Annotated in this window: 15 protein-coding genes; 9 read left to right on the top strand and 6 right to left on the bottom strand. The window is 70.7% G+C overall.

Going from position 1 to position 24,980, the window contains the following annotated elements:
- Window positions 1-527: 527 nt before the first annotated feature.
- The 4 genes from Q7X29_RS21450 to Q7X29_RS21435 all read right to left on the bottom strand — a co-directional run bounded on the left by Q7X29_RS21450 (window position 528) and on the right by Q7X29_RS21435 (window position 9,049).
- Window positions 528-4,883 carry a TIGR02680 family protein gene (locus tag Q7X29_RS21450; RefSeq protein WP_316575186.1) on the bottom strand — a complete coding sequence of 1,452 codons (4,356 nt, stop codon included), beginning with the start codon at window positions 4,881-4,883 and terminating at the stop codon, window positions 528-530.
- Between the two features lie 4 nt (window positions 4,884-4,887).
- On the bottom strand, window positions 4,888-6,270 hold the full coding sequence (locus tag Q7X29_RS21445; protein WP_316575185.1) for a TIGR02678 family protein: 1,383 nt from the start codon (window positions 6,268-6,270) through the stop codon (window positions 4,888-4,890).
- Entirely contained in the window at window positions 6,267-7,826 is a 1,560-nt protein-coding gene (locus Q7X29_RS21440) for a TIGR02677 family protein (RefSeq protein WP_394358710.1), read from the bottom strand. The genes Q7X29_RS21445 and Q7X29_RS21440 overlap by 4 nt, the downstream gene beginning before the upstream one ends.
- 83 nt (window positions 7,827-7,909) lie before the next feature.
- A complete protein-coding gene (locus tag Q7X29_RS21435) occupies window positions 7,910-9,049 on the bottom strand; it encodes an XRE family transcriptional regulator (RefSeq protein ID WP_316575184.1) in 1,140 nt (379 codons plus the stop codon).
- Window positions 9,050-9,385: 336 nt separating this feature from the next.
- On the opposite strand from Q7X29_RS21435, the gene Q7X29_RS21430 reads away from it, so the two are divergent.
- A complete protein-coding gene (locus tag Q7X29_RS21430) occupies window positions 9,386-9,691 on the top strand; it encodes a hypothetical protein (RefSeq protein ID WP_218719699.1) in 306 nt (101 codons plus the stop codon).
- Here the strand turns inward: Q7X29_RS21430 and Q7X29_RS21425 are convergent.
- Together Q7X29_RS21425 and Q7X29_RS21420 are read right to left on the bottom strand one after the other, a co-directional pair.
- Window positions 9,593-12,136 (bottom strand): AMP-binding protein, encoded by a 2,544-nt coding sequence (locus tag Q7X29_RS21425; RefSeq protein WP_316575183.1) that lies wholly within the window; start codon window positions 12,134-12,136, stop codon window positions 9,593-9,595. The genes Q7X29_RS21430 and Q7X29_RS21425 overlap by 99 nt on opposite strands.
- Before the next feature lie 72 nt (window positions 12,137-12,208).
- On the bottom strand, window positions 12,209-13,093 hold the full coding sequence (locus Q7X29_RS21420; protein ID WP_218719697.1) for a PAC2 family protein: 885 nt from the start codon (window positions 13,091-13,093) through the stop codon (window positions 12,209-12,211).
- A gap of 138 nt (window positions 13,094-13,231) precedes the next feature.
- On the opposite strand from Q7X29_RS21420, the gene metH reads away from it, so the two are divergent.
- The 8 genes from metH (at window position 13,232) to hisG (ending at window position 24,777) form a co-directional block, all read left to right on the top strand.
- Window positions 13,232-16,828, top strand: coding sequence for a methionine synthase (metH, locus tag Q7X29_RS21415; protein WP_218719696.1), 3,597 nt, complete (start codon window positions 13,232-13,234; stop codon window positions 16,826-16,828).
- Window positions 16,829-17,048: 220 nt separating this feature from the next.
- Window positions 17,049-18,884, top strand: coding sequence for a serine/threonine-protein kinase (locus Q7X29_RS21410; protein ID WP_316575182.1), 1,836 nt, complete (start codon window positions 17,049-17,051; stop codon window positions 18,882-18,884).
- Window positions 18,885-18,961: 77 nt separating this feature from the next.
- Complete coding sequence (locus tag Q7X29_RS21405) at window positions 18,962-19,657, top strand: HAD family hydrolase (protein ID WP_308248469.1); 696 nt, start codon at window positions 18,962-18,964, stop codon at window positions 19,655-19,657.
- A 154-nt stretch (window positions 19,658-19,811) separates the two neighbouring features.
- The gene (locus Q7X29_RS21400) at window positions 19,812-20,675 is read left to right on the top strand and encodes a HalD/BesD family halogenase (protein WP_218718346.1); all 864 of its coding nucleotides are present in this window, start codon (window positions 19,812-19,814) and stop codon (window positions 20,673-20,675) included.
- A gap of 12 nt (window positions 20,676-20,687) precedes the next feature.
- Window positions 20,688-21,503: a class I SAM-dependent methyltransferase gene (locus tag Q7X29_RS21395; RefSeq protein WP_218718345.1), complete on the top strand. Its 816-nt coding sequence runs from the start codon at window positions 20,688-20,690 to the stop codon at window positions 21,501-21,503.
- 9 nt (window positions 21,504-21,512) lie between these two features.
- Window positions 21,513-23,327: a choline/carnitine O-acyltransferase gene (locus Q7X29_RS21390; protein ID WP_316575181.1), complete on the top strand. Its 1,815-nt coding sequence runs from the start codon at window positions 21,513-21,515 to the stop codon at window positions 23,325-23,327.
- A gap of 277 nt (window positions 23,328-23,604) precedes the next feature.
- Complete coding sequence (locus Q7X29_RS21385) at window positions 23,605-23,868, top strand: phosphoribosyl-ATP diphosphatase (protein WP_110041330.1); 264 nt, start codon at window positions 23,605-23,607, stop codon at window positions 23,866-23,868.
- Window positions 23,869-23,925: 57 nt separating this feature from the next.
- A complete protein-coding gene (gene hisG / locus Q7X29_RS21380) occupies window positions 23,926-24,777 on the top strand; it encodes an ATP phosphoribosyltransferase (RefSeq protein ID WP_218718343.1) in 852 nt (283 codons plus the stop codon).
- The last annotated feature ends 203 nt before the right edge of the window (window positions 24,778-24,980 follow it).

Raw genomic sequence — 24,980 nt, 5'->3', positions numbered from 1 at the left:
GTGGTCACATCCCGCGGTGGGCAAGGAAAGGTCGGCGCCGGATCGGTGCAACGGCGATCCCGGCGCAGGCGAGCCAGCAACGGCCGCAAACCATTTCCGGCGAATATGTCCGGCACCTTCATCGGGCTGGGTCGGCCGAGTTCCGGCGAACTCAGCGCATCGTCGGACGCGGCGGTCGTGACCGACCGCCGCACACGGCATCCCGACCCGCGGCAGCGCCGGAAAACCGCCGGTCCGACCCGGGTGGGCGGTGTTGATTGTGTCGATATCGCACGACAATCCCCTGAAGACTTGCTGACGGCGTGCGGTGGCGACCGCACCGTGATCGTGCCGGCCCGGCCAGGGCCGGTCCCGTCACGAGCAAAATCCTGGCAGCACTGAGGATTTCGAGCAACCGATTCCGCGAAATTCGATTCGGTTAATTCCGAGTAAGAAAACTGGTCGGTCTAAGACTTCCGGCAATTGCCTGGCCACCACGCCGCCGGGGCGGCGCGGTGGCGTCAAGACCGGTTGGCGCTCCTGAGCATTCAGCCCACCGGGGCCGGTTCGCCCGGCATGCCCTCCAGAGTGAGGCCGCCCTCGATGGTGTTGGGGACGCGGCGGCGGTTGGGGGAGCCCAGCGCCGTGGTCAGGTCGCCGCCGTCGTGTTCGGCCAGCAGTTCGCCGCTGTCCCAGACCAGCAGCGTGGCGCTGACGGTGTTCTCGGCGGTCGAGTGCGCCAGGTCGTAGTGCGCGCAGCCGGGGACGTGGCCGTAGGTGATCCACAGGTCGTAGCCGGTCATGAACAGATCGAGGTCGAATTGCACACTCAGGCCGAGCAATTCGCTACGGCCGTTGTCGTCGACGCCCGCGAACGCCTCGTCCAGCGCCAGCAGACGGGGAGCCTGCGGATCGGCGGAGTCGAGCATCACGTGCGCGGCCGCGAACAGCGGCAGGTGCAGCGAGACCGACTGCTCGCCACCGGAGAGCGCGCTGTGCCGGGCCACGGTCAGCTTGTCCTCGCTGCCGTCGCCGTTGATCAGGGTGAACGAGAACACCCGCCAGGTGCGGTAATCGAGGGTGGCGCCGAGGATCTCGGGGTAGGACCGCTCCGGGTGGGCGGTGCGGGCCGCGCGGATCTCCGCGGCGAAATGGGCGCGCACGGCGCCCAGATCCTCCGGGCTCAGCGCCGCGGTGTCCCGGTCGAGCAGTTTGCACATGGCGCGGGCGGCCTCGGACAGGCCGTCGGCCAGGATCCAGTGCACGCCGATGGTGTTGCCCGACGACATCCGGCGCTGCTTCATCTCCGCGCCCATGCGGGTGATGAGTTCGCGGGCGTCGCTGGTGCGTTCGTGGATCTGCTGGGCCAGGCCGGTCAGCAGCGCGTCCTCCAGGATGCGGCGCTCGGCGTCGGTGAGCAGCAGTTCCTGATCGCGGCGCGCGGCGTCGATCCGAGCCGCGAAATCGGCGAGCGCGGCCTGTCCGTTCTCGTCGTGCACGGCGACCACGGTCAGGCCGTCGGCGGCATCCCAGTGCAGTCGATAGTCGCGGCCCGACGCGGTGAGCGCGGCATCGAACTCCTGCAGCGCGCTGGTCACCGCCGACCGGGTGGACTTGCGCCCGGCTTCGGTGGCTCGCACCTGGGTGGTGGCGGTGTCGAGGTCGGCGAACAGGGCGGCCACCTCCTCGGGCAGCACGACCGGGTCGGTCTCCGGTCCGGCGGCGACGATCCGGTACTGCAACTGCTCCGGGGTCGACCACGCGGCATCGGTGCTCGGCCAGCGGTGCTCGACCGAGGCACCGAGCAGACTGAGCAGGTCCGGCCGGGCGTAGGGCGCCAGCGACCGCACCTCCGCCAGCACCTCGGTGAGCGCGGTGGCCAGTGCCTCGTTGGCGGTGCGGTAGGCGGCCTCGGCGTCGCCGACCGCCTCGATCGCGGCATTGGCGGCCTTGCGCGCGGCTCGCTGCTCGGCCTTGGCCGCCTCGATCGCGGCGCGGGCGGCCTCGAGGTCGCGGTCGATGTCGGCGGCGCCGGCGCCCAGCGCTTCCCGCAGGGTCTCGAGCTTGCGCTGCTGTTCGGTGAACCCGAGCCGGGCGGCTTCGGCCTCCTCGGCGAAGGCCTCGGCCAGCGCTCGCGCCTCGTCGTGCCGGTCGGCGCCCTCGCGTTCGCGTTCACGTTCGCGCTCGTGTTCGGCGCGCAGCCGCAGCAGCCCGGTGCCGGTATTCTCGAAGTGCCGGATCGCGGCGGCGAGCGCGTCGAGTTCGCGGGCCTCGGTCGGCGTGCGATGCGCCTGCGCGGTGGCTCGCAGCTTCTTGTCCATCGCGGTGGCCTCGCCGACCGCCTGGTCCAGATCGCGTTCGGTCTGGGTGACGGCCTCCGACCGCGACCGCATGAGACCGGCCGTCTCCGCGACCGCGCGCAGCGCGGCGGTGATCGCGGACGGGCGGGGCAGGGACTTCGTCGCGGCGCTGAGGGTCGCCAATTCGGCGGTGGCCGTGGCCTCGTCGGCCTTCGCCGCCTCGGCTTCGGCGGCAGCGGCCTCGATCGCCGCGTCGAGTTCGGCCTGGCGCAGTTCCCGGCGGCGGGCGCGCGCGGTCGCGCCGAGGAACTCGGCGTCGGGCTTGGTGTGGCGTCCGACGTGCAGGCCGTGCCGGAAGATGCCGGCAGTGCCGACGACGACGGGATCGCCCGCGCCCGCCGGGAGGCGGAGCACTCCAGCGGCAGTCGTTCCGGCCGCCCTCGGTTCGGTGCCCGCCGCGTCGGCGGCGGGTGCTTCGTCGAGTGCGATCGAGGCCAGCACCTCGGCGACGATGCTCGTCGGGATCGCCAGATCGTCGGAGCCGTCCTCGACGACAAGGACGTCGGCGAGGGTGCGACCGGCCGGGCGATCGGCGGCGGGCAGCGGGAGCAGATAGCGGACCCCGTCGACATCGCGGACGCGGGCCGGGTCACAGATCCAGGCGTCGAGGAGCCCGGTCGCCTGGAGAGCGGCCTCGATACCCGCGGCTTCGGCCGGGGCCACCGCGTCCGCGAACCGGACCGAGCGCCAGAAGGGCACGCCGGGAAGGTCTGTCGGCTCGCGGGCGTCGGTCGGGTGCGGCGGCGGCGCGTCGTCGCGTTCGGCGGCCACCTTGTCGCGCTCGGCGACCAGCGTTTCCCGGCGTGCGGCCGCGGCCGCCGCCCGCGCCTTGGCTTCCTGCCGTCGGGTGCGGATCTGGTCCTGCAAGGGCTCGCAATACTCGGCCAGCACCTCGTGCACGGACGGGGCGTCCTCCGTGCCCGCCGCGGCGAGGGCCGAGGTCAAGGCATCGAAAAGCCCAGGGCGCTCCGCATCGGCGCTGCGCGGAATGCCGCCGGAACCGAGGTCGGTGTCGTGACCGGTCGGCAGCGTGCCCGCGGCGATCGGCGCCAGCACCGCCGCGTTGGTCTGCCACCAGGTGCGCAGGGCGGCAGCCGATTCGGTTCTGGCCAGCGTGACGGCGGCTTCGGCGTGGGCCACCTCGGCGGCCGCGGCGTCGCGCAGTTCCACGGCGCGTTCGGCCAGGCGCTGGGCGCGGGTGCGATCGGCGGCCAGGGCTTCCCAGCGGCTCAACGCCTTGCGCACCGCGCGGACGTCGGCGTCGCGTTCCTCGGCGTGGCCGCGCACGGCGGCGGTGATCTGATCACCGCGGCCGTCGGCACCCGGTGTGGTCCACTCGATGCCGGCCTCCTCGGCCGCGGCACGCAGGGCGTCCTCGCCGCGGACCAGCGCGGCGGCGGCGGTGCGCACGGCCTCGGCGGCGCGCTCGGCTTCCTCGGCGCGGCGCTGCAGGGTCTGGCCGGCCTCGGCGGCCTTGTCGCGGTGCACGGCGGCGGAGGTCTCGAGCCTGCGGACAGCGTCGGCGAGGTCGTCGAGCTGCTGTTTGCCCTCGTAGGCGCTCGAGCGCTGCAGGTTCTCGCGGTCGGCGATGGCCTGCTCGTAGGCTCGGTCGGCCTCCTCGGCCCTGGCCTCGGCGGCGGTGCGGTCGGCCTCGCGCCGGGTGCGCAGGGCAGTGGCCGCGAACAGGGCGGTCGAGGCGTTGGTGACCGCGTCGAGGCGGGCACGCACCTGGTCGACATCGGTCTTGGCCTGCACGGCGAGGTATTTGCGGTACACGTCGACGAAGCGGCGCGTCGCGGTGTCGGCTTGGACGAGCCCGTCCAGGGTGCGCCCGACCTCCTCCATATCGCTGAAGGACCGGGCCGCGTCCAGGATCAGCTGCTCGTCGAGCGGGCGCAGGCCGTCGGTGAGTGCCTGCGACAGGCCGCGGGGGTCGAGGTTCTTGGCCAGCTGCGGTCGGCGCAGCGTGAGGATCAGATTGATCAGCTGGTCGTAGCGCTGCACTCCGAGCCCGAACATGCGGGCGTCGATGGCGGCCCGGTACTCCACCGGCCGGTCGACGATGGCGTCACTGCCGATCTGCTCGGCGAGCTGCTTGCGGGTCAGCGGCCGGTCGTCGGGGCCGATCAAGGAGAAGTCGACGCCCGCGCGCCCGTCGGCGACGAAATACCAGCGGGTGACCTTGTCCGAGGACCGGGTGGCGCGCATGCCGATGCCGACCGTGACGACCTCCGGGTCCTCCCAGCTGCCGCGCGCGAACTCCATCCAGACATACGAGTAGGCCGATTCCTGCTTGCGATAGAGCAGATTCGACTTCATGGTGCGCTCTTCGCCGGCGAACGGATTGAGCCTGCGCGGCTCGATCCGTCCGTCGAGCACGAACGGGAACAGCACCTCCAGGGCCTTGGTCTTGCCCGATCCGTTCGGACCGCGCAGCACGAGCCTGCCGTCGGCGAAACAGAACTCCTGGTCGCGGTAGTCCCAGAGGTTGACGATGCCCGCGCGGGTCGGGACGAAACGCACTCCGCCGTGAATGAGCGACATCTGCTCAGTTCCCTCCCGTTCCGGTGCTGCTGCCGTCGGTGTCGGCGGCGGTGACGAACAATTCCTCGGCCTGGCGGACCCGCACGGTGACCACCGCGCCCCGATACCTGGCCAGCGCGGGCAGGACCAGCAGCCCGCCCTCGACCGGCCGGACCAGCCGAAGCTTGGTGAGCAGCGCGACGACCTCGGCGGTGAGCCCGCCGACATCGGCCTGCCACTGCGCGGCGAAGGTGGCGCCGTAGCGGTCGGTCAGCGCGGTGACCGTGCCGCGCACCCAGGCGTCGTCGAGGAACGGATAGGTGAGCGGCTCGGTGTCGGCGAGTTCGTCGTCGACGGAATCCGCGGGCGGGTCCGGTGTTTCGGGATCCTCGGCGAGCGGGGCGAACACGCCCGCCGCGGGGATGGCCGCGTCGAGCTGGTCGAGCAGCGCGTCCTCGGTGGTCGGCGCGGGATGGCGCGCGACCGGGTCGTCGATGTCGAGGACGACGTCGGCGATCTCGCCGATGAGCAGCAGCGCCACCTGCGCGAGCGTGCCGGTGCCGGGGAAGCGGGTGTCGGAGAGCCTGCCCGAGGTGTCGATGAGCGCGACCCCTTCGGCGCGCCGCTCGGCGCGCAGGCCGGTGCAGTACTCGACCTCGTCGACCACGCGGTCCTGGCCGAGCAGGGCGCGCTCGGCGGGGGAGAGGTCTTCGAGGTATACGACCGGACGTTCCACCAGCGCGCGGCGCACCCGGCGGGCCTGTTCGGCGGGCGCGTGCTCGGTGTCCTCGGCCAGCAGACCCCGCACGCTGTGCAGATGCTGCAGCGCGCGCGGCGGCCGGAACAGCGCGAACACCACCGGCCGGTCGATGTCGTAGAGGGCCTCGCCCGCCTCCGGGTCGCTGGCCCAGCCGCCCGCGTCACCGTCGGCCAGGGTGAGCGCGCCCCTGGCGCCGAGCCAGCCGACCGCGTCGACGAACGCGTCCCGATCGGCGGCCCGCTCGGTGGACAGCTCGAGGCCGTCGATCCGGCTCGCGTAATCGGCCACGTGTTCGGCCAATTCCGACAGCGTGATCTGGTCGCCCGCGCGGCCGAGCGCGGCCAGGGCCAAGGAGAGATAGGCGTAGCGGCGGCGGTCGAAGACGCGGTCGTTGACGCTGCGCGCGGGCAGGGTGTCGTCGAGCCGGTCGTGCACCGGATACAGCCGAGCCGTGGTCTCGGTGACCTCGAGGCGGTAGCCGAACAGTTCGGCGAGGTCCTCGCGCAGTTCGGTGGCCCAGCGCCGGATCAGCGGTAGCGCGATCCGGTCGGGATAGACCCGGGTGACCAGGTGGTTGGCGAGCATGACGCGGGCGGCGCGCTGGTAGCTGTCCAGGGCGAGGGCGTCGATGCGGCGCTGCTGTCTCATCGTGGCGTCCCCCGTCGCGTGGTCGCGGTGACCTCGAGGCGGCGGTTGTTCAGGTGCAGCAGGCCCGCCGCGGTGCGGATGACGGTCGACCCGTCGCACGGCCGCACCGTCAGTGTCACGCCGTTGTCGGAACCCGTTGTGCCGTCGACCTTTCCGCTGACCGGCACCCACGCCGTCGACGCGGCGTCGAGCAGGCGCAGCAGCACCTCGGTCTCGCGCTGGTCCAGGACCCGTTCGTGCACGGCGCCGGTGGCCAGGGAGGCCGCGGCCGCGGCCCGCTCGCGCTGGGCCGCCAGCTGGGCCTCGCGCAACCTGCGGATGCCCGCGTCGTTGCGCGCGATCCGGGCCGGCGCGCCCGCGGTCGGCGCGCGACCGGTCTCGGCGAGGGTCCGTGAGATCTCCAACGGCGGTGCCTCCCACCAGGACCGGCCCGCCGGGATCACCTCGGCGTCGGGATGCTCGAGCGCCAGGTGCCGGGGCCTGCCCAGGCCGAACACCGCGTCGTAGAGCGCGTGCGCGCTGCCCGTGGTGGGGGTGTCGACGAACCAGGCGGCCAGATGCCGCAGCGCCGATTCCCGGCTGACCCCGCCGCGGCGGGTCTCGGTGACCCGGCGCAGCAGCGACAGCACCGCGGCGATCGCGCTCATCGTCGCCTCGCGCAGCCGGTCGGCCTCACACGACTCGTTCGCCTCGCCGCCGCCCGCCGCCACGAACCAGGTGCGCAGGCCGTCCCAGCGCGAGCGCCAGTCGGCCTCGCGTTCGGCCGGGCTCAGCAGCACCCGCTCGTCGCAGCTCGCCGCGCGGCCGATCAGCTGCTCGACGCCGGTGGCCTCCACCTCGCCGATCGCGGCCGCCAGCCGGGGGGCGAACCGGGCCAGGTCCATGCTGAACTCGCGCATGTGCGCCAGCAGCGCGTCCTTGTGCGCGAGAAAGGATTCCGGGGTGATCTCGGTCGTGCGCACCAGATCGCCCAGCGACAGGTAGAAGTGCGCCGCGCGCGCGGCCATGTCGGTGAGCGCGGCGTCGAGCCTGCGCAGCGTGGTGTAGACCCGCTCGGCGTCGCCGTCGCGATTGGCCGCGGCCAGGGTACGCAGGTCGGTGAGCAGTTCGGGCAGCACCAGGCGTGACAGCGACGCGTCGTCCATCCGGGCCGTCAGCACGCCGGCCACCGCCCGGTACGCCTGGAAACCCGCCTGCGCGAACTGGTAGACGTAGTGCCGGTTGCGGTACTCGGCCAGAGTGGCCGCGCGGGTGCCGTCGTAGCTGCGCTCCAGCACGCCCCAGCGGTGCAGCTGCTCGAGCAGCGGACCGATCTCGACCGCGGGCAGCGGCACGCCCGCGGGCCCGGCCTGCCCGCCGGTCTCGGCTCTGGCGATCCACTCGGCGACGTCGTCGGCGTGCAGCAGCACCACGTAGGCGGCGCGGGCACTGTCGAAGGCGCGCAGCACCCGCAGGTAGTCGGCGCGCTTCTCCGCGGTCGCGAACGAGAACAACCGCAGCCGCTCGTCCCACAGGGCGGGTACGGCGCTGGGCAGGCCGTCGGCGAGGTCGGTCACCGTAGACAGATTAGTGGTGGCCGCCGCGCGCCCCGGGGGACCCGCCCCGGATCGGCGTGCCCCCGCCGTCTGGTAAGCCCCGCTCACCCGACGTTGAGCGAGCGCAGCTGCTCGAGGAACGACTGGGTGCGCGGATCTCCCGGATAGCGTTCGATGATCTCCCTGGCCGCCTCGCCGGCGATCCAGGCCAGCGACGGCAGCGAGCGGCGACCCGCCGTGAACGCCGCGACGCCCTCCTCGACCGCGCGCTCGAGATCGCGGTCGCGCACGGCGACCACAGCCAGCGTCAGCCGGGCCTCCGAGACCCGCATCGGGTTGCGGACCGAACCGTCGGGCCTGGTCGAATCGCTGATCACCTGCTGGGCGTAACGCTCGGCCAGCCGGTCCTGGCCCGCGACCCGGCAGCAGTCCATCGCGTAGAAGTCGAACTTGGTCGCGTCGACGACGAAGTGGTTGTGCAGATCGGCCGGATGACCCATCCGCGACAGGATCGCCCTGCCCTCGTCGAGCGCGGTCTGCACCGCCCGGCGATCACCGAGGCGGGCCCAGCCCTTGGCCCGTTGGGCGGCCAGCTGCACCCCGACACCCATCGAGGCGGTGCCCGGCATGGCCTTCTCCGAGACGTCGATCGCGCCCCGGAAATTGCCCTGGGTGAGCGCGAACCAGGCCGACATCTCGGCGGCCCACGCCGAGATCTCGACGTTGCCCGCCTCGCGGCCCAGCGAATCCGCGGCCCGCCGGGTGGCCTCGGCGCCGGCCCGGTGTCCGAGGTCGTAATCGACGCAACCGACCAGCAACGCCACCCAGCCCGCCAGCACGAGGATCTCCCGATGCTGGCTCAGGGTGAGCCTGCCGTCGAGCAGCGAGGTGATCCGGCGCAGCCACGCGGTGCCCTCGGCGTGCAGCTCGTGCGGGTCGGCGTAGGCGTACTCGCAGCACAGCCGTTCGGCGGTGATCCGCACCGCGTCCAGGGTGGCGCTGTTGACGTCGGACATCCGGAGTCTGCCGATGAACTCGAGCGTGTCCATACCGGTCGCCGATAACAGCTCGTCATCGCGGTTGGGCCGGGACTTGGGGAAGAACGCGGCGGGGACGGTGTCGAACGCGGCCGCGATGATCGGCGCGTAGAACTCGTCGGGGCGCGATTCCCCGGACTCCCAGCGCCGCCAGTTGCGCAGCAGGGTACTGTCCGTCGGCAGGTTGTGGGAGGACTTGGCACGCATCGCGCGGACGGCATCGGCTTGCGACCATCCCCTCGCGTCACGTTCCGAACGCATCCGAACAGCCCAGACGGGTCGATCATCAGTTGCGGTCACGGCGGTAGTATCCCACCAGTTAACGTTCGGCGTCCCGAATAGGGCATGTAGATGTCATCGGCTTGACATCTGCTGCGCGGGGCCGCGAATACGCATGCTGTAAGTAGGTGCTCGTCGCCGACCCCGGCGGACACCCGCTTTGCAGGAGAGCTTGCAGGGCAACGCAGTACCCCCGCGCGGCGCACGGCGTGGCGCGGGGGGATCCGACAACAGAACAGCGATCCCAATCCAACGGAGGTTCGGGTGGAAGCGTTGATCTATGGATACTTGCGGGACGACCTGGCCGAAGGCCGGAGCGACCAATTGGAGGATGCGCTACGCAGCCTCGCGCGCACCGCGGGGATGTGCTTCGCCGCGACGTTCCATGAATCGACCGCGGGTGACGGTGCGGCGTTCGCCGAACTCACTCAGGAATTGAAGCGGGCCGACGCCCACCACGTGGTGGTGCCGTCACTCGATCACCTTGCCGGCCAGACGATCCCGCGTGACCTGCTGATCGCGAAGCTGGCGCACGAGGCGGCCGCCCAGGTACTGACCCTGGAGCGCTAGCCGTGGCCAGTTCCGCCGGCACAGAACCACCATCCTGGTAGCGGCCGCACCGGCCGCGAGCGAGGCGAACAATGCGAGCAGTCGATGGTCGCCGAACGCCGGGTACACCTGCCAGTGCAGCAGGTACGCGAACAACGAGCTGTCGGCCACCGCCACCGCCACCACGGCGAGGACGGCGGGCACGCGCAGCGCGGGCAGCCAGACCAGCAGCAGGATGCCCGCCATCACCAGGCGTTCCCGATCGGTGACGCCGAAATACCCCGGCACACTTGCCAGCAGCACGGCGCTGACGATCAGCCGCTGCCAGACTGCCGTCGCCTTCGCTCCGGCCCAGCCGAGAACGAAGTACCAACAGGCCAGCGGTGACAACGGGATATCGCGCTCGGGATAGAGCCCGAACGTATGCCAGCGCACCACCAGGGCGAGCCCGAGCAGAGCCAGGGCGAACCAGAACGGCCCCCGCCGCTCCCAGCGGTCCAGCCACGGGATCCGCAGCAGCAGCGCGGCGACGACCGTGCAGTAGACCAGCACCTCCAGGAACCACAGATGCCCCGCCGTGTCGTTGCGCGGGCCGAGGATCTTGTTGAGCAGCACCACATTCTGCCAGCTGTAATAGCCGGGCTGCCACACCATCGTGATCAGTACCCACAGCGCCGTCGGCACCGCGATCATCGCCACCGACCGCGCGGTCTGCCGGAGACGCTGGGCCGGGGGAGCCGCACTCACCGCGAACCGCGCGAAGTTGTATCCGGCCACCGCCAGCAGCACGTGCGCCGCACCCCAGATCTCGAACAGCTGGATGTGCGAGCCGAGCACGAGCACGATGCCGATGGCGCGCAGCGCCGTCGCGGTGTCCAGGGCCCGCCCGACACCGCCCCGGCCGCGCGGTGTTCGCTCCAACCGGTCGATCGAGAGCTGCGGCCAGTCGGCGGGCAGCTTGCCGATGACCCGTTCCAGCCGGGCCGCGGTGGTGACGTAACTGAGCGAATCACCGCCCAGCTCCACGAAGCTGTGTGCACGCGAGATCTTCTCGACCGGCAGGGCCAGCGCGTCGGCGTAGATGGCGCGCACATCGGCGCCGGTCTCGGGCTCGGCGGGCGCCTGCGCGCGGATCGCCGGGTAGTCGATCTTGCCGGTGGCCAGCCGGGGCAGCTCGTCGACGATCGTCACGGTCACCGCCGCCGCGGGCAGTCCCGACGCCCGCGCGATCAGCGCGGCGGGATCACCCCGGCCCGTCCCGGTCACCGCGGCGATCAGCCGGGCGCCGTCGTCGGTGCAGGCCGCGCCGAAACCGGCGGCGGCGAGCTCGGATTCGACCCGGCCCAGATCGATGCGCAACCCGAACAGCTTCGCGAAGCGGCTGCGCCTGCCGATCACCTGGTACAGGCCGTCGGCGGTGCGCCGGGCGAGGTCACCGGTGCGCAGCGCCGCGACGGTGCGGCCCAGCGCGAGATCGGCGGGGCGGGTCGCGTAGCCGAGCATCACGTTGGCACCGTGGTACACCAGTTCCTCGGCGGCGCCGTCGTCGACCGGTTCGAGCGTGAAATGTCCACCGGGTACGGGTATCCCGATGCACTCCGGGTGCTCGGTCGCGAGTTCCGGTGGCAGATACGCCATCCGGGCCGTCGCCTCGGTCTGGCCGTACATCACGAAGAATCGCCAGCCCGCCGCCGCGCCGAGCCGCGCGTAGGCCCGCACCCGCGCGGGCTCGAGCCGGCCACCCGCCTGCGTCACGTACCGCAGATCGGGCAGTGACATCTCGGCGAAGCCGACCCGGTCCAGCAGGTCCACGGTGTAGGGGACCGCGGCGAACGACGTCGCCCGGTGCGCGCGGAACTCGTCCCAGAACTCGGGATCGCTCACCGACCGGTCGGTGAGCAGCAGGCTCGCCCCGCGCAGCAGATGGCTGTGCACCACCGACAGGCCGTAGCAGTAGAACAGTGGCAGCGTGGTCGCCGCGCGATCGTGCGGCCCGATCTCGAGATAGCGGGCGATCGAGTCGGCGTTGGCGAGCAGGTTCGCGGCCGAGAGCCGGACCAGCTTCGGCGAGCCGGTCGAGCCGGACGTGCTCAACAGCAGGGCGAGCTCCGGGTGCAGCTCGTGCGCCGGGTCCGCGCGCTCGGCGACGATCCGCCCGCCCTCGACGACGACGTCGGGATCGTAGGTTGCGGCGAGTTCACCGGAGAGCTCGCCGGTCAGTAGCACCACGCAGCCCGCGTCGAGCGCGCCCAGGTAGGCGACGAGGGAGTCGATGTCGTTGGCCGCGGTCAGCGCGACGAGTCGGCGCGCCGGGCCCAGCCGTGCCGAGAACTCCGCGACGCGGTCGGCGAGCTGGGCATAGGTGACGCGGCACAGGGTGTCGGCGGGCACGGTCGGGTGCCGGTGCAGCACCGCGATCCGGTCGTCGAATCCCCGGAGATGAGCGACGATCGGGTGGTTCGGCACGCGAAAAAGTCTAGGGGGCGTGCCGTCGATATCCGGGAGGTGGTCGCGTGGCGAATTCCCGGTGAACGCGGGTCAGAGCCCGAAACTGCCCGGACCGCGCCTGCGCAGGTACTTCTCGAACTCCGCGGCGATGGCGTCACCGTCGATCTTGGCCATCGTCTCGTTGAGGTCGAGCGCCGCGTCGCCACGCTCCTCGAGCGAGCGCACGTACTCGTTGATCTCCTCGTCGCCGACGGTCATCTCGTTGACCGCGGCCTCCCACTCCTCGGCCTGTGTGGGCAGCTCACCGAGCGGAACCTCGATGTCGAGGACGTCCTCGACCCGGTGCAGCAGCGCGATGGTGGCCTTCGGGTTCGGCGGCTGCGACACGTAGTGCGGCACCGCCGCCCAGAACGACACCGCAGGCACCCCGGCCTTGACACACATGTCCTGCAGCACCCCGGTGATCCCGGTCGGGCCCTCGTAGCGGGTCTGCTCCAGGGCGAACCGCTCGGCGGCCTCGGGGCTGTAGGCCGAGCCGGTCACCGGCACCGGACGTGTGTGCGGCGTGTCGGCGAGCAACGCGCCGAGGATGACGACCGTCTCCACACCGAGCTGCTCGATGAACTCGAGCAGGTCGTTGCAGAAGCTGCGCCAGCGCATGTTGGGTTCGATCCCCCGCAGCAGGACGACATCGCGATCGCTCCCGGGGGGCGAGCACACCGACAACATGGTCGAGGGCCACTGGATCTCCCTGGTCACCCCGTCCACCTGGCGCACCGTCGGGCGGTTCACCTGGTAGTCGTAGTAGTCCTCGGAATCGAGTTCGGCGAGCGGCTCGGCGTCCCAGATCAACTCCAGATGTTCGACCGCGCCACTGGCGGCGTCACCGGCGTCGTTCCAGCCCTCGAAGGCCGCGACCAGCACGGGATTGCGCAACGTCGGCAGTTCCGTCTCGGGGGTTTCACTGGCATCCACCCGGTCAGCCTAGTGTCTTCGGCGAATTGTTTTGCGGTGACCGGCGCTGTTGCGTGTTTCCCGTGCGGGCTGTGTCCGGCGCCACTCGAATCACCCGCAGTGGTCTTATGCGTCGGGGCCGCCCATTAGTCTTGAATCATGTCTGCGTCCTTGCCCACCGGGTTCGATACCACGCTCCTCGATACGCTCCGACGGCGTGTCGTCATCGGCGACGGTGCGATGGGCACGATGTTGCAGGCCGCGGATCTGTCGCTCGACGATTTCCGTGGCCTCGAAGGATGCAACGAGATCCTCAACGACACCCGCCCCGACGTGCTGCGCGCGATCCACCGCGCGTACTTCGAAGCCGGCGCGGATGCGGTGGAGACCAACACCTTCGGCTGCAACCTGCCCAACCTGGCCGACTACGACATCGCCGACCGGATCCGCGATCTGTCCGAGCGCGGCACCCGGCTGGCCCGTGAGGTCGCCGACGAGATGGGCCCGTCGGCCGACGGCACCCCGCGCTATGTGCTGGGCTCGATGGGACCGGGCACCAAGCTGCCGACGCTGGGGCACGCGCCGTTCGTCTCGCTGCGCGACGCCTACACCGAGGCCGCCCTGGGTATGCTCGACGGCGGCGCCGACGCCATCCTCATCGAGACCTGCCAGGACCTGCTGCAGGTCAAGGCCGCGATCACCGGCAGCAGGCGGGCCATGGCGGCCGCGGGCCGCCGGATCCCGATCATCACCCACGTCACCGTGGAGACCACCGGCACCATGCTGGTCGGTAGCGAGATCGGCGCCGCGCTGACCGCGCTCGAACCGCTCGGCATCGACATGATCGGCCTGAACTGCGCGACCGGCCCCGACGAGATGAGCGAGCACCTGCGTCACCTGTCGCGACACGCGCAGATTCCCGTCTCGGTGATGCCGAACGCGGGTCTGCCGGTGCTCGGCGCGAACGGCGCGGAGTACCCGCTGACCCCGGAGGAGCTGGCGGTCGCGATGAGCGGCTTCGTCTCCGAGTTCGGGCTCTCGCTGGTGGGTGGCTGCTGTGGCACCACCCCCGAGCACATCCGCCAGGTCGCCGAGGCGGTGCGCGCGGTCGAGACCACGCTGCCGCCGATCGAGGCGCGCCGCACGCCCGCCCACGAGCCTGCCGTGTCGAGCATGTACACCGCGGTCCCGTTCGAGCAGGACGCCTCGATCCTGATGATCGGTGAGCGCACGAATGCCAACGGCTCCAAGGCCTTCCGGGACGCGATGCTGGCCGAGGACTGGCAGCGATGCCTCGAGATCGCCAAGGACCAGACCCGCGACGGCGCGCACATGCTCGACCTGTGCGTCGACTACGTCGGCCGCGACGGCACCAAGGACATGAACGAGCTCGCTTCGCGCCTGGCCACGTCCTCGACCCTGCCGATCATGCTCGACTCCACCGAACCGCCGGTGCTGCAGGCCGGTCTCGAGCACCTGGGTGGCCGCTGCGCGGTGAACTCGGTGAACTACGAGGACGGCGCCGGCCCGGATTCGCGCTTCCAGCAGATCATGCGGCTGGTCTCCGAGCACGGTGCCGCCGTGGTCGCGCTGACCATCGACGAGGAGGGCCAGGCCCGCACCGCCGAGACCAAGGTGGCGATCGCTGAGCGGTTGATCTCCGACATCACGACCAACTGGGGTCTGCTGGAGTCCGACATCATCGTCGACACCCTGACCTTCACCCTCGGCACCGGCCAGGAGGAGTCGCGCAAGGACGGCCTCGAGACCATCGAGGCGATCCGCGAGCTCAAGCGCAGGCACCCCCAGGTGCAGACCACCCTCGGCCTGTCCAATATCTCCTTCGGCCTGAACCCGGCCGCCCGGCAGGTGCTGAACTCGGTGTTCATGCACGAATGTGTCGAAGCCGGACTGGATTCGGCGATCGTGCACGCCTCCAAGATCCTGCCGATGAGCCGGATCCCGGACGAGCAGCGCCAGACCGCCCTCGACCTGATCTACGACCGCCGCGGCGAGGACTACGACCCGCTGCAGAAGCTGATGGCACTGTTCGAGGGCGTCTCGACCGCGTCGTCGAAGGCATCCCGGGCCGAGGAACTGGCCGCGTTGCCGCTGTTCGACCGGCTCGAGCGGCGCATCGTCGACGGCGAGCGCAACGGTCTCGACGTCGACCTCGACGAGGCGATGCAGACCGTGCCGCCGCTGCAGATCATCAACGAGACCCTGCTCTCGGGCATGAAGACGGTCGGCGAGCTGTTCGGCTCCGGCCAGATGCAGCTGCCGTTCGTGCTCCAGTCGGCCGAGGTGATGAAGACCGCGGTGGCGCACCTGGAACCGCACATGGAGGCCACCGACGACTCCGGCAAGGGCCGGATCGTGCTCGCCACCGTGAAGGGCGACGTGCACGACATCGGCAAGAACCTGGTCGACATCATCCTGTCCAACAACGGCTACGAGGTGGTCAACCTCGGCATCAAGCAGCCGATCGCCACCATCCTCGACGCCGCGCAGGACAAGAAGGCCGACGTGATCGGCATGTCCGGGCTGCTGGTGAAGTCGACCGTGGTGATGAAGGAGAACCTCGAGGAACTCAACGCCAAGGGTGTCGCCGAACAGTTCCCGGTGCTGCTCGGCGGCGCCGCGCTGACTCGCGCCTACGTGGAGAACGACCTCACCGCCGTCTACGAGGGCGACGTGCACTACGCCCGCGACGCGTTCGAGGGCCTGCGCCTGATGGACGAGATCATGACCGTCAAGCGCGGTGGTGGCCTCGATCCCGACAGCCCCGAGGCGATCGCCGCCAAGGAGAAGGCCGCCGAGCGCAAGGCCCGCCACGAGCGGTCCAAGCGGATCGCCGCCGAGCGCAAGGCCGCCGAGGTGCCGATCGAGGTGCCCGAGCGCTCCGACGTGGCCGCCGATCTGCCCGTGCCGACCCCGCCGTTCTGGGGCACCCGCGTGGTGAAGGGGCTGCCGCTGCAGGAGTATTCGGGCCTGCTCGACGAGCGGGCGCTGTTCCTGGGGCAGTGGGGTCTGCGCGGTCAGCGCAGCGGTGACGGTCCGTCCTACGAGGAGCTGGTGGAGAGCGAGGGCCGCCCGCGGCTGCGGGCCTGGCTCGACCGCCTCGCGACCGAGGGCGTGCTGCAGCACGCCGCGGTGGTCTACGGCTACTTCCCGGCGGTGTCGGAGGGCGACGACGTCATCGTGCTCACCGAGCCCGACGCCGACGCGCCCGAGCGGTACCGGTTCACCTTCCCGCGCCAGCAGCGCGACCGGTTCCTGTGCATCGCCGACTTCATCCGCTCGCGGGAGCGGGCGCGCGAGACCGGCCAGGTCGACGTGCTGCCGTTCCAGCTGGTCACCATGGGCCAGCCGATCGCCGACTTCGCCAACGCGCTGTTCGCGGCCGACAACTACCGCGACTACCTCGAGGTGCACGGAATCGGCGTGCAGCTCACCGAGGCGCTGGCCGAGTACTGGCATCGCCGGGTGCGCGAGGAACTGACGCTGGAGGGCCAGTCGGTCGCCGACGACGATCCCGCCGACATCCAGGACTACTTCAAGCTCGGCTACCGCGGTGCGCGGTACTCCTTCGGCTACGGCGCCTGCCCGGAGCTCGAGGACCGGGCCAAGCTGGTCGATCTGCTCGACGCGGGCCGGGTCGGGGTGACGCTGTCGGAGGAACTGCAGCTGCACCCGGAACAGTCGACCGACGCGTTCGTGCTGCTGCATCCGGAGGCGAAATACTTCAACGCCTGAGACACTGGCAGGCGACGGCAGATCGGACCGGTCCCCGCGGGGCCGGTCCGATGCTGTTGTGCCGGTTGTGAGTCTGATCACGAAGCGGCCGGGAGTCCATGGACCGGGGCCCGCGAGGACGAGGGCAAAGCAGTTCAGCACGTAGGATTTTCGGAAGTTTCATCCCGCTGTGGCGCGGAGGGCTGGACGACTCGGCGGTATTGCAGGAGGGGCACACGTTATGACATCGGATCGGTTGATCGCGGGGCGTTATCGACTCACCGACCCGATCGGCACCGGCGCGATGGGAGTCGTGTGGCGCGCCACCGATGTCCGGCTGCGTCGCACCGTCGCGGTGAAGCAACTGCTGCTCGCGCCGGGGCTCACCGGTTCGCAAGCGCTGGAAGCGAAGCTGCGCGCCATGCGCGAGGGTCGCATCGCCGCCCGCCTGCACCATCCGAACGCCATCACCGTCTTCGACGTCGCCGAGGAAGACGGCCAGCCGTGGCTGGTCATGGAGTATATGAACGCGCCCAGCCTCGCGGCGAAGCTGGCGGGCGGGGCGACGCTGCCGCCGCTCGAGGTGGCCGGGATCGGCGCCCAGGCCGCCGCCGCGCTGTCGGCGGCGCACGACGCCGGGATCATGCACCGCGATGTGAAGCCGGCCAACCTGCTCGTCGGCGACGACGGCACCGTCAAGCTCACCGACTTCGGGATCTCGCACGCCACCGGCGATGTCACCGTCACCGCCACGGGTTTCCTGGCGGGCACGCCCGCCTACCTGGCGCCCGAGATCGCCCGCGGCGACGACCCGAAACCCGCCGCCGACGTCTTCGCGCTGGGCTCGACCCTCTACGCCGCCGTCGAGGGCGCCCCGCCGTTCGGCGAGGGTGACAACCCGCTGGCGGTACTGCACGCCGTCGCCAGGGGAGTGGTGCCGGAACCGAAGCAGGCGGGTGCGCTCGGGCCGGTGCTGATGTGGTTGCTGACCGCCTCGGCCGAGCAGCGCCCGACCATGGCCCAGGCGCGCAAGGCGCTCGAAGACGTGGCGGCGGGCCGGGTTCCGGCCCTGCCCGCCACGGCGACGAAGGTGCTCCCGCTGAGTGAGGCGGCCACGACGCTGTTGCCGCAGCCGAGCGCGCCCACCGGCGGCGCGGCGGCGAAGTCCGGCGCGGCGGCGCTGCTGGGCGGTGGCCTGGCGCTGGCCAAGGCGGCCAGGTCCGCGATCACCGGCGGATCGTCCGCCGCGGGAACGGCCGGCGCACCGGGCGTTTCGGTGTCCGGGCCGAGCGCCGACCGCGCCGCGACGGCGGCCGGGACCGACGCGCGACAGCACGATGGGCAGGACGCCGTGCCCGGCAGCGACGAGCGTGCGGGGTCCCCGGCCGGCCCGCCGCCGGCCGGCCCGCGGCCGCCCGCCCGCACCGGTGGGTCGAACAACAGCCGGGCCATCCTGCTGCTCGCGGCCGCCGTGGCCGCGTTCACGGTGATGCTGATCGTGCTGGTCGTCACGCGCGAGCGGGGCACGGACCCCACGCAGCAGGCGCTGGATCCGGTCACCGTCACCACGGTGGTCGATGGCAAGGTCAGCACCGTGGTGATCGTGCCGGAGCAGGAGACGGTCACCGTCTCCGCGCCGCCGAGCTCCACGCCGACCGGGCCGACGACCCCGGGCGCGAGCTCGTCGGCGCCCGCGACGAGCACCTCGGGCAAGCCGACCGCCACCCCCAGCCCGACCAGCACCACGATCACCACCACCCCGTTCGGCCCGCCCAGCCCGGACCGCATCAGCCAGTTCATCGCCGGGTACTACGGCATGCTGCCCGGCAACATCGGCGGTGCCTGGGCGCAGCTGGCGCCCGGCTATCAGGCCCAGACCGGTGGCTACGGGCAGTACTCCTCGTTCTGGTCGACGGTGCGGTCGGTGACTGTCGGCTCGATCACCCCGAGCGGGGAGAACCGGGCGGTCGTCTCGCTCACCTACCAGCTCACCAACGGCACGGTGACCTCGGAGAACCGCTGGATCCAGGTCAGCGGGACCGGCGCGAACCTGCAGATCGCCGGGTCCGGGGTCTGACACCCACCGGCTACCCTGAACGCGGCCCGGCGTCCGCCGGGCCGACCCGGCGTGGAAGAGAACGAGGCGAGTAACAGGTGAGGGCGCGACCGGCCGCGGTGCTGTGGGACATGGACGGCACGCTGCTCGACTCGGAGAAGCTGTGGGACATCGCGGTACGCGAACTGGCCCGCGAACACGGCAGTGAGCTCACCGACGAGATTCGCCACGCGCTGATCGGCGCCTCCGGGCCGAACGCGCTGCGCATGCTGTTCGAGGGGATCGGGGTCGAGGCGACGCCGCGGGTGATCACCGAGGCGGGGGATTTCCTCGAACGCCGGGTCACCGAGCTGATGCTGGGTCCGATCCCGTGGCGACCCGGGGCCAAGGACGCGCTCGCCATGGTGCGCGCGGCGGGTCTGCGCTGCGCGCTGGTCACCAACACCAAGCGCTCGCTCACCGAATACGGGCTCGACACGCTGGGCCGCGACTTCTTCGACATCTCGGTCTGCGGTGACGAAGTGCCGCACGGCAAACCCGATCCGGCCATCTACCGCAAGGCCGCCGACCTGCTCGAACTCCACCCGGCCGACTGTGTGGCGATCGAGGATTCGCCCACCGGCGCACTCGCGGCACAGGGCGCCGGCTGCGGCCTGATCGTGATTCCGTGCGAAATCGCGGTTCCCGAGGCGCCGGGGCGGGTATTCCGGGAGTCACTGGTGGGTTTGTCGGCCAACGATCTGGGGGCCGCGCTCGTGGTGCGCGACGAACATTTCGGCAGCGCAGCGAGATAGGGCGAATAGCCTACCGTGATAATTCCGCTATCGACAGGGAATATACGAAAACTGTTGCCGCACAGTTGATTTCATGACGCTGTGATCTGCCCGGGATAGGCCGGATTTGCCGAAACCCTGGGCGTGTCGGCGAAAGTTCCCGCAAACTGAACTCATGACAGGGACGCGGGGGCTTGACGAAATCGTCGACATCGCACGGTATCCGCTCACCGATCTCGGTGGCCCGGGCCGGCGCGCCGCGGTCGAGGCCGCCCGCGCGGAACTGGCCGAGGACGGCTGCACGGTTCTGCGCGAATTCATCCGCCCGGAGCTGTGGGAGACGCTGCGGGTCGAGGGGGAGCAGATCGCCCCGCACGCCCATTACCAGGTGGAGCGGGTCAACGCCTACAACATCCCGCTCGACGCCGATCTGCCCGCCGACCACCCGGCCCGGATCGTGCTCGATCGCGGCAACGCCTTCGTCGCCCGCGACCGCATCCCCGTCGACGCGCTGATCCAGCGCCTCTACACCGACCCCGTCTTCCAGCGGTTCGTGGCCGACTGTTTCGAACTCGACGAACTGCACGAATTCGCCGACCCGCTGGCCGGTCTGTGCCTGAACGTGGTCGAGCCGGGCATGTCGCACCCGTGGCATTTCGACACCAACGAGTTCACCGTCAGCATGCTGACGCGGCGCCCCGACGCCGGCGGTGTCTTCGAATACTGCCCCAACATCCGCGACCCGCACGCCGAGCATCTCGACGACGTGCGTGCCGTGCTCACCGGCGAGGGCGAGCGGTTCATCCGCGCCCTGGAACTGCGTCCCGGCGACCTGCAGCTGTTCAAGGGCCGCTTCTCGCTGCACCGGGTCACCGAGGTGGCCGGTGCGGGACAACGACATTCGGCGATCTTCGCCTACACGGACCGGCCCGGGGTGATCGGCACTGTCGAACGCACCAGGCAGTTGTTCGGCCGTGTCCTGCCCGACCATGTGGCCGCCGCGGCCGACGCCGTCCGAGGTGACCGACTGCTCGACTGAGAGGAACCGCCCATGTCCGTTCCGTTGCACACCACCGGCAAAGCATCCTTCGACGACATCTACGAAAGTCCCGATCCGCGTGCCTACTTCGCGCGGATGAACGAGCTGGACTACCGGATCCCGGAGCTGGCCAAGCCGCACTTCCAGGAGCAGTTGCGCCAGTTGCGGGCGGCACGTCCGGACCGGATCCCCACGGTGCTCGACCTGGGCTGCTCCTACGGGGTGAACGCGGCGCTGCTGCGGACCGGTACCACGGTCGAGGAACTGGCCGGGCACTATCGCGACCACGCCGAGACCGACAAGGTCGGGCTGATCGCGGCGGATCGGGAGCGGTTACGCGCCGACCTGATGCCCGACGTACGCTTCGTCGGGATGGACGCCGCACGCCCGGCGCTGACCTACGCCCATGCCGCCGGATTCCTGCACGACTACGTGCACGCCGACCTCGAGGCCACCGAGCCGACCGAGGCCCAGCGTCGTGTGCTCGCCTCCGCCGATCTGGTGATCTCCACCGGGTGCGTCGGCTACATCACCGAGAAAACCCTCTCCAGGGTCGCCCAGGCGGATCCCCGCAAGCGACCGTGGATGGCGCATTTCGTGTTGCGGATGTTCGATTTCGGCCCGATCGCCGCCGAACTCGCCGCGCTCGGCTATCGCAGCGAGCAGCGTCCCGGTATGTTCCAGCAGCGGCGCTTCGCTTCGGCCCAGGAACGTGCACAGGTGCTGGAAGCGTTGGCGGCCAAGGGAATCGACACCACCGACCACGAAGCCGAAGGCTGGCTCTACGCCAACCTGTTCGTGTCCCGCCCGCATCCCATCGAGACCTGAGGATCTGGATTGAACCAACCGACGTTCGCCGCCGAAGACAGCCTGCCCCGGGTTCCGCTGCCGACACTGGACGACAGCTGCGCACGGTTCCTGCAGTGGTGTCAGCCGTTGCTCGGCGCCGAGGAACTCGCCGCCACCGAGGCCGCAGTAGCCGAGCTGCTGCGGCCCGGTGGGGCAGGCCGGACCCTGCACGCCGCGCTCGCCGAGTACGACGCCACTCCGGGGGTCGGCAGCTGGCTCGACGAGTTCTGGCCCTCGCGGTACCTGGGCCGCCGCGACCGGATCGCGTTGAACGCCAACTTCGTCTTCCTGTTCCGCGACGACACCCCGCTGGCCGCCTCCACCGTGGCGGGCCAGGCCGAGCGGGCCGCCGCGATCATCGGCGCCGCCGTGGACTACAAGCTGGCGCTGGACGCCGAGCGGATCCCGCCGGTCACCCAGCGCGGGCAGCAGCTGTCGATGTGGCAGAACAAGTACCTGTTCTCCGAGACCCGCATCCCGGGCGAGGTGCAGGACACCGTGCGCAAGCCCTACAGCCCGGAATGGCCGGGTCCCTCGGACGCGCGCCACATCGTGGTCTTCTACCGCGGCAACATCTTCCGGATGGACGTGATCGGCCCCGACGGCGTGCCGTACGCGTTCTCCGATGTCGTCGACGGGCTGCGCGCGGTCATCAAGGGCGGCACCAAGCCCGCGGCCACCGATACCTCGGTCGGACACCTGACCACCAAGGCGCGGGCGGAGTGGGCGCGCAGCCGGACCACCCTGCGCGCCGAGGCGGCCAACGTCGCGGCCTTCGACGAGATCGAGACGGCGCTGTTCGCGGTCTGCCTGGAGGACTTCGCCCCGCGCGACGAACTGCACGCCTGCGATCAGCTGCTGCACGGTGACAGCGCCAACCGGTACTTCGACAAGTCGGTGTCGTTCATCGTCTTCGCCGACGGCCAAGCCGGCATCAACATCGAGCACTGCGGCCTCGACGGCACCACCGTGCTCTCGTTCGTGGACGCGCTGCTCGAGCGGACCGCCCAGGACCACGCCGCCACCAGCGGTGCCAGGGCCCAGGGGCTGCCGCAGGTCGAGCCGGTCGAATTCGTCCTCGACTCGGCCGCCCGCGCCGACATCGCCGCGGCGGGCGCGGACTTCGCCCGCTTCGCCGCCGACACCGCGACTGCCCTGGTCTCCTTCGACGACTTCGGCACCGGCGCGGCGAAGAAGCTCGGCATCTCGCCCGACGCGTTCGCCCAGCTGGCCTACCAGCTCGCCCACCGGCGCAGCAAGGGCCTGACCGGCGCCACCTACGAGTCCATCGCGACCAGGCAGTTCCGCAACGGTCGCACCGAGGCCATGCGCGTGGTGACCCCGGAGATGGTGGCCTTCGTCGACGCGATGGTCGACGACACCGTCGCCCGCGAGGACAAGCTGGCCGCGGCCCGCACGGCGGCCGCCGCGCACGTCGGCCGGGCCAAGGAGTGCCAGGCGGGTCAGGCGCCCGAGCAGCACCTGTGGGAACTGCAGTGGATCCAGCGCCGCCGCGGCGCGGAACTGGGCGTCGCCGACGAGCAGATCGCGCTGTTCGACAGCCCCGGCTGGACGATCATGCGCGACGACTACCTGAGCACCAGCTCGGCGCCGTCGGTGCACATCCGCTACTTCGGTTTCGGCTCCACCAGCCCCACCTGCATCGGTATCGCCTACGTGCTGTTGCCGGATCGCTGGAACATCTACCTGGCCACCCCCAAGTCGGTGGCCGACCAGATGTACGCCTTCGCCGACCACCTGCGCACCGCGGTCGCCGACCTGCGCGTGCTGCTGGCTGGGTAGTCGACAGCGCGGGCGCCGCGGGTTCGCGGTGTTCGTTGGAGCGCTGGCGCGCTCGAGTTCGCGGCCCCTTGTGTCCCGCCGGTCAGGCACGTTGCTTGCTCCTTCGTCGCCTACGCAACGGCGCCTGACCGGCGGGACGGCCGCGAACCGGCCACTGCGTGGCCGCTGCTCCTCGGGGTCGCGGGTACGGGGCTGGGGATGCGGGCACGGGCGCTTCCCACGCGCGTGGGTGCAGTGTGGGAAATGTGGTGGCGGGCGTGTGAAACAATCTTTCCTCGTGAAGAACTTCGAATCCCTGTTCGCCGAGCTGACCGAGCGTGCCCAGACCCGTCCCGAGGGGTCGGGCACCGTGGCCGCGCTGGACGCGGGCGTTCATTTCCAGGGTAAGAAGGTGCTCGAGGAAGCCGGTGAGATCTGGCTGGCCGCCGAGCACGAGAGCGACGAAGCCCTCGCCGAGGAGATCTCCCAGCTGCTGTACTGGGTCCAGGTGATGATGGTGGGTCGCGGGCTGAAGCTCGAGGACGTGTACCGACATCTGTGACGGCTGATCCGTCCCGGTCGACACCTCCGTTCGTCTTCTCCCGAAAGGTCCCCTCCCATGTTGCGCGTCGCAGTTCCCAACAAGGGCTCGCTGTCGGAATCCGCCGTCTCGATCCTGAGCGAGGCCGGTTACCGCAAACGCACCGATTCCCGCGAGCTGACCGTCCTCGATCCCGCCAACCAGGTCGAATTCTTCTTCCTGCGGCCCAAGGACATCGCCATCTACGTCGGCTCCGGTGAGCTCGACCTCGGCATCACCGGCCGCGATCTGGCCCTGGATTCCGGTTCGCCGGTCAGCGAGCGGCTCTCGCTCGGTTTCGGCCGCTCCTCCTTCCGCTATGCCGCCCCGGCCGGCGAGGACTGGAAGGTCGAGGATCTGGCGGGCAAGCGCATCGCCACCTCGTACCCGAACCTGGTCCGTGCCGACCTCGCGCGCTTCGGCATCGAGGCCGAGGTCATCCGCCTCGACGGCGCGGTCGAGATCTCGATCCAGCTCGGCGTGGCCGACGCGATCGCCGATGTCGTCGGCTCCGGCCGGACCCTGCGTCAGCACAACCTGGTCGCCTTCGGCGACTCGCTGTGCGATTCCGAGGGCGTGCTGATCGAGCGCACCGGCTCCGACCAGGGCGACCGGGCGCGCAACCAGCTCATCGCGCGCATCCAGGGTGTCGTGTTCGCCCAGCAGTACCTGATGCTGGACTACGACTGCCCCAAGTCGCTGCTCGACGAGGCCGTCGCCATCACGCCGGGCCTGGAGTCGCCGACGGTCTCCCCGCTCACCGACCCCGACTGGGTCGCGGTGCGCGCCCTGGTCCCGCGCAAGCAGGGCAACGACCTGATGGACCGCCTCGCCGACCTCGGCGCCAAGGCCATCCTCGCCACCGACATCCGCTCCTGCCGCGCGTTCTGACTCGTTCTGGAAGAACGCCGCCGCCTGGCGGAAGGCGAGGAACGCCGCCCGCACCGGTGGGCGACGAACGGCCCGACGAGCGCGATCAGCGCGTCGGGCCGTTCGCGTGATGCCGCGCGAAATCGGTTCACGGTGAGCGCAATCGGTGTGTGCCGGGCCAGCGCGTTGCTACCTTGCGGTTTCTCGATGAGGAACCCTAGGAG

Source organism: Nocardia canadensis, assembly GCF_032656385.1.
Taxonomy (GTDB): Bacteria; Actinomycetota; Actinomycetes; order Mycobacteriales; family Mycobacteriaceae; genus Nocardia; species Nocardia canadensis.
Note: the sequence above shows the minus strand (reverse complement) of the source record. Positions and strands in the feature narration are given on the sequence as shown.

Coding starts and splice junctions, on each gene's coding strand:
- Q7X29_RS21445 (WP_316575185.1), bottom strand. CDS start 6,270: ATGAGACAGCAGCGCCGCATCGACGCCCTCGCCCTGGACAGCTACCAG.
- Q7X29_RS21450 (WP_316575186.1), bottom strand. CDS start 4,883: ATGTCGCTCATTCACGGCGGAGTGCGTTTCGTCCCGACCCGCGCGGGC.
- hisG (WP_218718343.1), top strand. CDS start 23,926: ATGTTGCGCGTCGCAGTTCCCAACAAGGGCTCGCTGTCGGAATCCGCC.
- Q7X29_RS21435 (WP_316575184.1), bottom strand. CDS start 9,049: ATGCGTGCCAAGTCCTCCCACAACCTGCCGACGGACAGTACCCTGCTG.
- Q7X29_RS21400 (WP_218718346.1), top strand. CDS start 19,812: ATGACAGGGACGCGGGGGCTTGACGAAATCGTCGACATCGCACGGTAT.
- Q7X29_RS21410 (WP_316575182.1), top strand. CDS start 17,049: ATGACATCGGATCGGTTGATCGCGGGGCGTTATCGACTCACCGACCCG.
- Q7X29_RS21395 (WP_218718345.1), top strand. CDS start 20,688: ATGTCCGTTCCGTTGCACACCACCGGCAAAGCATCCTTCGACGACATC.
- metH (WP_218719696.1), top strand. CDS start 13,232: ATGTCTGCGTCCTTGCCCACCGGGTTCGATACCACGCTCCTCGATACG.